This is a genomic window from Primorskyibacter flagellatus, assembly GCF_900176485.1.
Classification (GTDB): domain Bacteria; phylum Pseudomonadota; class Alphaproteobacteria; order Rhodobacterales; family Rhodobacteraceae; genus Primorskyibacter; species Primorskyibacter flagellatus.
The window spans coordinates 191,183-201,775 of the sequence record NZ_FWYD01000005.1; the positions used below are offsets into that span (position 1 = coordinate 191,183).

Genomic DNA, 10,593 nt, shown 5'->3' on the forward strand with positions numbered 1-10,593 from the left:
CGCAGCTTGTGGCATCTGCGTGAAACAGACGTGCTTTGGCTGCGGCCTTGAGTGTTCAGCGTTGCTTAACATGCCATGAATACGCTTGTCAGTGTCGGTCGGATCAACATTGCGGATTTTTCTTTACATCCAATCGCGAAGGCGAGCCGTAACAAGCCTGTAGACAACTTGAACGACAGGAAATTTGATGCCCTTCGAAGCTAGTACGGCACGCCCAGGAAACATCGCCGTGATCGGGGCCGGTATCTCTGGAATAGGGGCCGCGCATTTTCTTGCCGACGATAACCGGGTGACGCTGTTCGAAGCTGGTGAAAAACTGGGCGGCCACGCGCGGACCATCGTTGCCGGTCGAAACGGGGATCAGCCGGTCGACACCGGGTTTATCGTTTTTAACTATGCCAACTACCCGACGCTGACAAAGCTGTTCGCACGACTCGACGTGCCCGTCGTGAAAAGCAACATGAGCTTCGGTGCCTCGCTGGACGGCGGTGCGATGGAATACGGGCTGGGTAATATGGCTGCGCTGTTTGCTCAGCGATCGAATCTTTTGAAGCCGCGCTTCATCGGAATGGTGCGCGACATCATGCGCTTCAATGCGCGCGCTTTGGACGCTGCCACTGACAGAAGCCAGCCGTTGGGCGATTTTCTGACAGAGTTGAAAACCGGCGACTGGTTTCGCGATTACTATCTGCTGCCCTTGTCAGGCGCGATCTGGTCCACCCCGACCGACAAGATACTCGATTTTCCGGCACATGCGCTGATCCAGTTTTTCGAGAATCATGCCTTGCTTAGCCACACCGGACAGCATCAATGGTGGACGGTGAAGGGCGGATCTGTGGAATACGTTCGGCGTCTCGAACGCTCGTTGCGCAGCCGTGCCGTGACCCCGCGCCCGTCCACGCCGGTTGCCGGTGTGAGGCGCACCGCCTTTGGCGTCGAGATTCGTGCCGAAGGCGGTGAATGGGAAATCTTTGACGATGTGATCTTTGCCACCCATTCCGACGATACGCTCAGGCTGCTGTCGGATGCCACCCCGCAGGAACAAGCGGCCTTGGGTGCGATCCGCTATCAGCCCAATCAGGTGACCTTGCACGCGGATACGGCTATCATGCCGCGTAGGCGGGCGTGTTGGTCTTCGTGGAATTACGCCGAGGATGCCCGTCGGGACTTTGACCGGATCGATCTGACCTATTGGATGAACAGCCTCCAGCCGATCCCGCAGGAAGATCCGATGTTCGTGACGTTGAATTCGACCCGTCCGATCCGCGAGGAGTTGATTTATGATCAGACCACGTTGCGCCATCCTGTCTTTGATCTTCCCGCGTTGAAGGCTCAAGAAGAGGTGCGCGCGATGAACGGAACCCGCAGAACGTGGTTTACCGGTGCCTGGATGCGGCACGGTTTCCATGAGGACGGGTTGAAATCCGCGCTTGATGTCAGCGAGGCGATCCGTGCGCGCGATGCGGTCGAACAGGCCGCATGAAACACGTCGATCATATCCCCGGCCATACGTTCCACAGTCGCAAGGGCGGGGTGGAGAACGCCTTTAGATATTCGGTGGACTATGTGCTTCTTGATCCCGAGCACGCAGCGCAAATGCCTGCTTTGTTTTCGCTGGGCCGGGGCAACCTGACGTCGTTGCATGCAAGCGATCATGGCGGTTTTCCCAAGCAGGGGCGGGGTGCGGAATGGGTCCGCGAGGTGTTGGCGGCGCATGATCTGGACCTGCCGGGGCGGGTGCTGTTGCTGACGCAGCCGCGTGTGCTGGGGCATGTCTTCAATCCGGTCAGTTTTTGGCTGTGCCACGATGCATCTGGCGGCATATGTGCAGTTATCGCCGAGGTGACCAACACGTTCGGCGACCGACACAGTTATCTGGTCAGGCGCGAGGACGGTGCAGCGATCACGTCGCAGGACCGATTGCCTGCGGCAAAGCTGTTGCATGTCTCGCCGTTTCAGCCGGTCGAGGGAAGCTATACGTTTCGCTTCGACATCCGCGAAGATCGGATCGGCATCTGGATCGACTACCTGACCGGAAATGGCGGCTTGGTCGCCACCTTGACTGGCCCACGTCAACGGTTGACCAATCGCGGTATTCTCGCGGCCTGTCTGCGGCGGCCGTTCGGGTCCCGGCGGGTTCTGGGCCTGATCCACTGGCAGGCGCTAAAGCTGTGGTGGAAAGGGGCAAGATACCGAAACCGTCCCGCGCCGCCGGATCAAGATGTGTCTGCCCAGATGCACCCCAATCAAGACAGGACGGTCTCCTGATGCGGGATTGGGCGGGCAAACGCTATTGGATCATCGGTGCATCCGAAGGGTTGGGCCGCGCGCTTGCCTTCAAGATGAGTGAAGCAGGGGCAGACTTGATCTTGTCGGGCCGCCGAGAAGAGCCATTGCAGAAACTGGCCGTTGAACTGTCCGGTGCGACGCAGGTGCAGGTGGTGGATGTTGCCGATCAAACCTCTGTGGACGCCGCCGTCGAAGCGATTGGCGTCATCGACGGGATGGTGTTTCTTGCAGGTGTCTATTGGCCGATGGACGCAAAGGAGTGGGACCACGATCACGGGATTGCCATGGCGGATGTGAACTTTACCGGACAATTCCGCGTTTTGGGCCGAGTCGTGCCGCAGATGGTTGATCGGGGGGCGGGGCATATCGTTCTGACGGCCAGCCTGTCGGCCTTTCGCGGGCTGCCGGGTGCCATAGGCTATTCCGCGTCAAAGGCGGGCATCCTTGCGCTGGCGGAATCGATGCGATGCGATCTGCGCAAGACGGGCGTCGAGGTGCAAGTCACCAATCCCGGTTTCATCCGGACGCGGCTGACCGACAAGAACGATTTCGACATGCCTTTCTTGATGGAGCCTGACGAGGCGGCGGATCAGGTCTTTGCGCATATGAACAGCCGCGCCTTCAAGCGCAGCTTTCCGTGGCTGTTCTCTATGGTGTTCCGCGGCAGCCAGTTGATGCCTGATTGGCTGTATTTCCGTATTTTCGGGTAGGCTCATCTTGCGCAGGATCAAGGACAGGCGCAGGCTTTGCGCACCAGTCTGGGGTAGATGCAGGAAAAGAGGAGATGCGCCATGTTGGACATAAGCACCCGAAAGGTCGCGCAAATCATCGTCATGTCGCGGGAACTTGGCCGCGCCGAAGCTGAATTGCGGGCCTTCATCGACGCGCTGAACGAGGATGAGCAGGCGGAACTGGTGGCGGTCATGTGGATAGGACGCGGCAGTTTCGAGGTGGAGGATCTGCAAGAGGCGATCCAAACCGCAAAACAAGAGGCCACCACACCGACCGCCGACTACCTGATCGGAACGCCGCATCTGTCTGATAATCTGGAAAACGGGTTGGAAGCACTAGGCATCTCGGCAACCGACGAGGAAGACGAGGTGATGTAGTCGGCTCAGCGCAGCGCACGCCCTTTGACAATGGCGTCGGGGCCGAAGCGTGCGCGAATGCGGTCGGTCGCGCGCTCGGCCTGTCCGCGTTGCGCGGCTGTCGGATCCAACAAGTCTGGCGCTCGGTCGGCGTCTGCTTCCGGGCAGAGGTCGGAAATGCCTGCGCCGATCAGCCGGTAGGGCCCGACGCTGCCGACCTGATCGAACAGTCCTCGCGCGGTGCGATAGATCGTATCGGCCATTTGCGTGGCGTCGCGCAGCGTAACCCGCCGCGAGATCAGCGAAAAATCCGCTCGTTTGAGTTTAAGTGTTACAGTGCGCCCGGCCATTGCCTTTGCCTTGGCGCGGTCCGCCACTTTTTCCGACATCCTCCACAGGTGGCCGTCAAGAATATCCGGGTCGGACGTGTCCTCATTGAACGTGGTTTCGTTCGAGATCGACTTCATCGGACTGTGGGCCGAAATCCGACGATGGTCCTCGCCCCGCGCCAGATGCCAAAGCCTGTCGCCCATGGACCCGAAGCGCGCGTGCAGGTCGCGCCGGTCCCAGCGCAGCAGGTCGTCAAATGTGTGAATGCCCGCCTTGTCGAGAGCGGCTTGCGCAACTTGCCCCACGCCCCAGATCAGGCGCACCGGGCGCGGCCGCAAAAATGCCTGCGTCCCGGCCTTGTCGATCACCGAAAACCCGTGCGGTTTGTCGAGATCAGAGGCGAGCTTGGCGAGGAATTTGTTATGCGACAGCCCGATGGATCCGGTCAGTCCCAGTTCGTTCCGCATCCGCCGGATCAGGCGGGCCAGCATAACCGCAGGCGGAGCGCCATGCAGACGTTCGGTGCCAGTCAGGTCCAGAAATGCCTCGTCCAGTGAAAGCGGTTCGATGGTCGGGGTCAATTCATCCATCATCGCGCGGATTGCGCGGCTGGCATCAACATAGGCGGACATACGGGGCTTGACGACAATAGCCTCCGGGCAAAGTTTCAGCGCCTGAAACATCGGCATCGCAGACCGGACGCCCTTGATCCGCGCGATATAGCACGCGGTGGACACCACGCCCCGCCGTCCCCCGCCGATAATAAGGGGCTTGCCTTCCAACTCTGGATTGTCGCGCTTTTCGACGCTGGCGTAGAAGGCATCGCAATCCATATGAGCGATCGACAGTTCGAACAGCTCTGGATTCTGCACAACGCGACGGCTGTGACAGGCCGCACAGCGCGGTCCGGCGTCAAAACGGGTCAGACAGTCACGGCATAGCGCGGGCATGGTCGTATTTCCGGGTAGGGCTTGCTATCAGCGGTACAGCGCCCTTTTAGCAGAAGTGACATGCCAGACGATACGAATTTCAGTGGGGCAAAGCTTATCCTGTTTATCGGAGAGCAATTGCTTGTTATCCGCCGCGACCACACCAAGGGAATTCCCTGGCCCGGATACCTTGATTGGCCGGGCGGTGGGCGCGAGGATGGGGAGGCACCTGAAACCTGCGCGTTACGCGAGACGCGTGAGGAGGTTGGGTTGATGATCGATCCGGCCGAAATTGTGTGGCGTAATTCTCATCAGCGGCCCCATGGCCGGGTCTGGTTCTTTGTTGCACACATGCCAGCTAAGGCCGCAGCCGACATCGTGTTTGGCGACGAGGGGTTGGGCTGGGGTCTGATTGAACCGAGCGAATTTCTTAGTCGTTCCGACGCCATCCCGCATTTCCGCGATCAACTTGCGCGTTATTTAGACTGGCGCTCAAAGACTTAGACCGGTGCGTGGCAGTCAGGCAGCGCGCTGTCCCGACAGTTGGGTCTTCCAGCGTGGGGTTTCCTGTTCGTAGCGTGTTGCGGCACGGGCGACGCGGCGCGACAGAAGCGCATTTCCATTCTCCATGTCGCGTAACGCGATACGGGTCAATCCGCCGGAAATAATTTTGAATGATGTATTCATGGGCGCATGAAATGCGCTGGCGATGTGGACAAGGGCACTGCCAATATGCAGGGTCACGACAGCCTCGAAACACTGGCTGGCAGCGTTGTAGGTCACTTCGCTGATCTGGGCGAGAGGGTTTTGCATCGTACCGGCCTCCTGAGCCTTGATTGTGATGCAATAACTCCCATTCGGTCGAATTTGTTCCCGATACGGTCGGTTTGGCCTTCCTAGGCCAGCTCTGCCACGATCTTGCGCGCGGATTTCGCTGGATCCTCGGCTTGCCAGACTGGGCGACCGACGACGATGTGATCGGCCCCTGCGTCAATGGCGCTTCGCGGCGTGGCGATGCGTTTTTGGTCGCCTTTGTCGGTGCCTGTCGGCCGCACGCCCGGCGTCACGATCAACCGGCCGCTCGCTTCGGGCAGCGCACGAACCACAGCCGCTTCGTGCGGGCTGCTGATGACGCCATCGGCACCCGCCTCGAAGGCCCGCCCGGCGCGTTCTGCCACCAGATCGGACATATCGCCCGCCCGGATAAGGGAGGCATCCAGATCGGCGCGATCAAGCGACGTCAGGATGGTGACTGCCAGGATCTTCATATCGCTGCCCGCAGCGCCTTCGCGCGCCGCGCGGACCACATGCGGGTCGCCATGCACGGTCAGGAAATCGAGGTCGAACTGGGACAGTCCGCGTACCGCTGCCTCGACCGTGGCACCGATGTCGAACAGTTTCATATCAAGGAAAATACGTTTGCCGTGTTCCTGTTTAAGCTCGTTGGCCAGTGCCAGGCCGCCACCTGTCAGCATGCCCAGCCCGATCTTGTAGAACGACACGGTATCCCCAAGCGTTTTCGCCAGTTCCAGCCCCATCAGGGCGTTGGGTACGTCAAGGGCGACGATCAAGCGGTCATCGGACATGGGGCAAGCCTTTCACATGGGGGTTTGGGTCTTTTCCGGTACGTCAGGTCGAAGGTCAAGCGTGCTTCGACAAAGTGGCGAGGATCGGTGTTGCGACACCAGAATATTACGATTGGCAGCGCAGTCTTCCTGCAACAAAGTTCGGCCCGGTGCGCCGGGGCTGCACGCAGGTGAAGGCCGGGACGTGATGGCGCATTCAGTTTTCACAGATGCCTCAAATGACATTCAAAAAATGCAATGTTCGGGGGGTGAGGGACTTGAATCGGGGAGGCGGTAACGCCACCTTATTGTGGAAGGCCCAAACAGGCCATGTGCTGCCTTGCAGGCATGGTGAGATATGGGCGCTTAACGAAGGAGAGAGACGATGAACTTGGAGAAGTTCACGGAACGCGCGCGCGGGTTCATTCAAGCCGCGCAGACGATCGCGATGCGGGAAAGCCACCAAAGGCTGAGCCCGGAACATATTCTGAAAGCATTGATGGACGACGATCAGGGGCTGGCGAGCAACCTGATCAAACGCTCGGGTGGTTCGCCTGAACGTGTTGTCGAAGCCTTGGAACTGGCGCTGTCAAAAATTCCAAAGGTTTCCGGCGATGCGGGTCAGGTCTATCTGGACAGCACTACCGGCAAGGTTCTGGACGAGGCCGAAAAACTGGCCACGAAAGCTGGTGACAGTTTCGTGCCTGTTGAACGTATGCTGACCGCACTGGCGATGGTGAAATCTGCCGCGAAAACCGCGCTGGAAGCGGGGTCCGTGACGCCGCAGGGGCTGAACGAAGCCATCAACGATATTCGGAAGGGCCGCACCGCCGACAGTGCTTCGGCAGAAGACGGCTATGACGCGCTGAAGAAATATGCGCTCGACCTGACAGAGCGTGCGCGTGAGGGCAAAATTGATCCGATCATTGGCCGAGACGAGGAAATTCGCCGCGCCATGCAGGTTCTCAGCCGCCGGACGAAGAACAACCCGGTTTTGATCGGGGAGCCCGGCGTCGGTAAGACCGCGATTGCCGAGGGACTTGCGCTGCGCATCGTCAACGGTGACGTGCCTGAAAGCCTGAGGAACAAGAGCCTGCTGTCGCTGGATATGGGCGCGCTGATTGCCGGTGCGAAATATCGTGGTGAGTTTGAGGAACGCCTGAAGGCCGTGCTGTCCGAAGTGACCGCTGCCGCTGGCGAGATCATCCTGTTCATCGACGAGATGCACACGCTTGTGGGGGCCGGCAAGGCAGATGGGGCGATGGATGCCTCCAACCTGCTCAAGCCTGCTTTGGCGCGGGGCGAGTTGCACTGTATCGGTGCCACGACGCTGGATGAATACCGCAAGCATGTGGAAAAGGACGCGGCCCTTGCCCGTCGCTTCCAGCCGCTTTTGGTTGAAGAACCCACGGAAGAAGACACGATCTCCATCCTGCGGGGCATCAAGGAGAAATACGAGCTTCACCACGGGGTGCGGATTTCGGACGCCGCGCTGGTGGCGGCCGCGACGCTATCGCATCGCTACATCACCGATCGGTTTCTGCCCGACAAGGCCATCGACCTGATGGACGAAGCGGCCAGCCGTTTGCGTATGGAAGTGGATAGCAAGCCGGAAGAGTTGGACCAACTGGACCGCAACATTCTGCAAATGCAGATCGAGGCGGAGGCGCTGAAGCAAGAGGACGATCAGGCTTCGCGCGACCGGTTGGAAAAGCTGGAAAAGGATCTGGCCGACCTGCAAGAGCAATCCGCCGAAATGACTGCGAACTGGCAGGCCGAACGCGACAAGCTTGCCTCTGCCCGCGATATCAAGGAACAGCTGGATCGCGCGCGTGCGGATCTGGAGATTGCCAAGCGCAACGGTGATCTGGCAAAGGCCGGTGAGTTGTCCTACGGGGTGATCCCCCAGCTTGAAAAGCAGTTGGAAACGGCCGAGACGCAACAGCAAGACGGCGTCATGGTTGAAGAGGCCGTGCGGCCCGAGCAGATCGCGCAAGTGGTCGAGCGCTGGACCGGAATTCCGACCTCGAAGATGCTGGAAGGCGACCGTGAAAAACTGCTGCGGATGGAGGATGACCTGCATCGCCGCGTCGTTGGCCAGAACACTGCGGTCAAGGCGGTTGCGAACGCGGTGCGCCGCGCGCGTGCGGGTCTTAATGACGAAAATCGTCCGCTTGGGTCGTTCCTGTTCCTCGGGCCAACCGGTGTCGGCAAGACCGAACTGACCAAAGCCGTGGCAGAGTTCCTGTTCGACGATGACAACGCCATGGTCCGCATCGATATGTCGGAGTTCATGGAAAAGCATTCGGTCGCTCGTCTGATCGGCGCGCCTCCGGGATATGTCGGCTATGACGAGGGCGGTGTTCTGACCGAGGCCGTGCGCAGGCGCCCCTATCAGGTGGTGCTGTTCGACGAGGTCGAAAAGGCGCATCCGGACGTGTTCAACGTCCTTTTGCAAGTGCTCGATGATGGTGTGCTGACCGATGGTCAGGGCCGGACCGTGGACTTCAAGCAAACGCTGATCATTCTGACGTCGAACCTGGGGTCGCAGGCGCTCAGCCAATTACCCGAAGGGGCTGACAGCGGTGCGGCGCGACGTGATGTGATGGATGCGGTGCGGGCCCATTTCCGCCCGGAATTCCTGAACCGTCTGGACGAAACAGTCATTTTCGACCGGCTTGCCCGCGAGGATATGACCGAAATCGTGGAAATCCAGTTGCGACGTCTGCTCAAGCGTCTGGTTGGTCGAAAAATCACGCTCTCCGTCGACGCGGAAGCAAAGAAGTGGCTGGCGGACGAAGGCTATGATCCGGTCTTTGGCGCGCGGCCGTTGAAGCGGGTGATTCAGCGCGCCTTGCAGGACCCGCTGGCCGAAATGATCCTGGCAGGAGATGTGGTGGAAGGTGCAGCAATATCGGTGGGCGCTGGGGCCGACGGCTTGATTATAGGTGACCGGATCGGCGCATCCAATCGTCCCAAGCCTGACGATGCCGTTATCCACTGACGACTGGCTGCAAGGCCCCGGATCAAGTCCGGGGCACGCCGGTCAGGTCTGAAACGTCGCGTCCCGGCCCCCGAGCCGGGACCTTGCTGCGAAGGACTGGACAAGAGGCGCACTGCTTCGTGCATTTCTAGACAGCCCGCCGAGACGCTTGGCGGGCTGTGCTGTTCATGGGATCAGTCTTTTCCCACGGCCGCACGCGCGATGCGATCAAGAAGCGCTTCGACTTCTTTCATCGGGCCGTCGGGAAAACTGCGATAGCCGATTGTGGTCTCGTTAGGACTCTCGGGTCGTTGCATGACGAAGATATCGTAGGGGCAGAACTGAATGTTCATCGGGTCCGCCTCCATCACTTGGCGCGACAGCGCGGCAGAGCAGAACGACACGACGTCGGCGTTGGTGTAAAGAACGACATCCGATCCGACATCAGCGCGGGTTCTTTCCAGCATTTCACCGACATGACTGACGGAATCGATCACCAGCCCTTCATCTAGAATCGCGCTTTCCAATCCGAAGGTCACATCGTCGAAGCTTTGCTCGACTGTGTAGGTCACCGCATCCTGCGCAAAAGCAGAAGTGGCTGCCAAAGCGGCGGCGGCAAACAGAAGCGTATTGAAGTTCATCATGGCTCTTTCCATTCTGCACATTTGACAAGCTTGTCCGCTGGTTCGGGTTTGTCCAGCCCGATAGTCACTGTCGAGGATGCCGGGGCGAGGATCAAGCAGGAAGGGCGGGGCGAGAATGCAATGAAGCGTCAGAGATATAGAGCGGTTGCGCTTGCCGTCCGGAACGGCAGCTAAAGGGATAGGGTCGCCTCGCTTTATGCTGACATGAGCTTGTCGAAGAAGCTCTGACCAATGACGATGCCCAAACCAGGTATGCCAGCGAACTTCTCTGGCAGGTTCAGGATGGGTCCGGTCGGTTGGTGAACAGGTTTCTACGGAAACTGCCGCTATGGTCGGTCTACCTGCGGGGTATTCTGTCGGCCCTCTGGTTTGTCTGGCGCTGTGTATAATCCCACCGCGGTGTCAGCAAACAGGCTGACCCGTAAGCAGCTGCAAATCGATGAATCACTCTCAGTGGCCGGAGAGGGCAAATACATGGCGTTTCGACTCGGCCGAGTCGCCAATGCCGCGCCGCAGAATCATGGCGGATTGTGGTTTGGCTAGTAGAGACCACTACATTTGGTCGCTCTCCGCGCCCTTGAGACACTAGCGTGCGCCCACGCCGCAGATTGAGCTAGTTTTTGGTAACACAACGCATTGAAAATAAAGAGAAATGGAAAAATTCATAAAAAATCCATATTTTCTATAAGAAAGTGCTTGCGGGTTTTGTGCACTGGCCGTAGAACCCCCTTCACCGGCGGCGCAGAGATGCACCAAGGGGACGCC

Annotated in this window: 11 protein-coding genes; 6 read left to right on the top strand and 5 right to left on the bottom strand. The window is 59.3% G+C overall.

Annotation, left to right across the window (positions count from 1 at the left end):
* Positions 1-187 precede the first annotated feature (187 nt).
* The 4 genes from B8991_RS10220 to B8991_RS10235 all read left to right on the top strand — a co-directional run bounded on the left by B8991_RS10220 (position 188) and on the right by B8991_RS10235 (position 3,398).
* Complete coding sequence (locus B8991_RS10220) at positions 188-1,483, top strand: NAD(P)/FAD-dependent oxidoreductase (RefSeq protein ID WP_084352890.1); 1,296 nt, start codon at positions 188-190, stop codon at positions 1,481-1,483.
* Positions 1,480-2,268 (top strand): DUF1365 domain-containing protein, encoded by a 789-nt coding sequence (locus tag B8991_RS10225; protein WP_084352891.1) that lies wholly within the window; start codon positions 1,480-1,482, stop codon positions 2,266-2,268. The genes B8991_RS10220 and B8991_RS10225 overlap by 4 nt, the downstream gene beginning before the upstream one ends.
* Positions 2,268-2,999 carry an SDR family NAD(P)-dependent oxidoreductase gene (locus tag B8991_RS10230; RefSeq protein ID WP_084352892.1) on the top strand — a complete coding sequence of 244 codons (732 nt, stop codon included), beginning with the start codon at positions 2,268-2,270 and terminating at the stop codon, positions 2,997-2,999. Before B8991_RS10225 ends, B8991_RS10230 begins: the two co-directional genes overlap by 1 nt.
* Positions 3,000-3,080: 81 nt before the next feature.
* Positions 3,081-3,398, top strand: coding sequence for a DUF3775 domain-containing protein (locus B8991_RS10235; RefSeq protein WP_084352893.1), 318 nt, complete (start codon positions 3,081-3,083; stop codon positions 3,396-3,398).
* Between the two features lie 5 nt (positions 3,399-3,403).
* Here the strand turns inward: B8991_RS10235 and B8991_RS10240 are convergent, their stop codons facing one another.
* Positions 3,404-4,657: a DNA polymerase IV gene (locus tag B8991_RS10240; protein WP_084352894.1), complete on the bottom strand. Its 1,254-nt coding sequence runs from the start codon at positions 4,655-4,657 to the stop codon at positions 3,404-3,406.
* Positions 4,658-4,717: 60 nt separating this feature from the next.
* Between B8991_RS10240 and B8991_RS10245 the strand changes: the two genes are divergently transcribed.
* A complete protein-coding gene (locus B8991_RS10245; RefSeq protein ID WP_084352895.1) occupies positions 4,718-5,140 on the top strand; it encodes an NUDIX hydrolase in 423 nt (140 codons plus the stop codon).
* Between the two features lie 15 nt (positions 5,141-5,155).
* On the opposite strand, the gene B8991_RS10250 is transcribed toward B8991_RS10245, so the two are convergent.
* On the bottom strand, positions 5,156-5,449 hold the full coding sequence (locus tag B8991_RS10250) for a hypothetical protein (protein ID WP_084352896.1): 294 nt from the start codon (positions 5,447-5,449) through the stop codon (positions 5,156-5,158).
* 83 nt (positions 5,450-5,532) lie between these two features.
* Positions 5,533-6,222: an orotidine-5'-phosphate decarboxylase gene (gene pyrF / locus B8991_RS10255; RefSeq protein WP_084352897.1), complete on the bottom strand. Its 690-nt coding sequence runs from the start codon at positions 6,220-6,222 to the stop codon at positions 5,533-5,535.
* A gap of 364 nt (positions 6,223-6,586) precedes the next feature.
* On the opposite strand from pyrF, the gene clpB reads away from it, so the two are divergent.
* A complete protein-coding gene (clpB, locus tag B8991_RS10260) occupies positions 6,587-9,205 on the top strand; it encodes an ATP-dependent chaperone ClpB (RefSeq protein ID WP_084352898.1) in 2,619 nt (872 codons plus the stop codon).
* 173 nt (positions 9,206-9,378) lie between these two features.
* Here clpB and B8991_RS10265 read toward each other — a convergent pair whose 3' ends face one another.
* Together B8991_RS10265 and B8991_RS21715 are read right to left on the bottom strand one after the other, a co-directional pair.
* Complete coding sequence (locus B8991_RS10265; RefSeq protein ID WP_084352899.1) at positions 9,379-9,828, bottom strand: DUF302 domain-containing protein; 450 nt, start codon at positions 9,826-9,828, stop codon at positions 9,379-9,381.
* A gap of 585 nt (positions 9,829-10,413) precedes the next feature.
* Positions 10,414-10,593, bottom strand: a 180-nt coding sequence (locus B8991_RS21715; protein ID WP_218673208.1) for a hypothetical protein, incomplete at its 5' end; no start/stop codon positions are given.

Coding starts and splice junctions, on each gene's coding strand:
- B8991_RS10230 (WP_084352892.1), top strand. CDS start 2,268: ATGCGGGATTGGGCGGGCAAACGCTATTGGATCATCGGTGCATCCGAA.
- pyrF (WP_084352897.1), bottom strand. CDS start 6,222: ATGTCCGATGACCGCTTGATCGTCGCCCTTGACGTACCCAACGCCCTG.
- B8991_RS10265 (WP_084352899.1), bottom strand. CDS start 9,828: ATGATGAACTTCAATACGCTTCTGTTTGCCGCCGCCGCTTTGGCAGCC.
- B8991_RS10245 (WP_084352895.1), top strand. CDS start 4,718: ATGCCAGACGATACGAATTTCAGTGGGGCAAAGCTTATCCTGTTTATC.
- B8991_RS10225 (WP_084352891.1), top strand. CDS start 1,480: ATGAAACACGTCGATCATATCCCCGGCCATACGTTCCACAGTCGCAAG.
- B8991_RS10250 (WP_084352896.1), bottom strand. CDS start 5,449: ATGCAAAACCCTCTCGCCCAGATCAGCGAAGTGACCTACAACGCTGCC.
- B8991_RS10240 (WP_084352894.1), bottom strand. CDS start 4,657: ATGCCCGCGCTATGCCGTGACTGTCTGACCCGTTTTGACGCCGGACCG.
- B8991_RS10220 (WP_084352890.1), top strand. CDS start 188: ATGCCCTTCGAAGCTAGTACGGCACGCCCAGGAAACATCGCCGTGATC.
- B8991_RS10235 (WP_084352893.1), top strand. CDS start 3,081: ATGTTGGACATAAGCACCCGAAAGGTCGCGCAAATCATCGTCATGTCG.
- clpB (WP_084352898.1), top strand. CDS start 6,587: ATGAACTTGGAGAAGTTCACGGAACGCGCGCGCGGGTTCATTCAAGCC.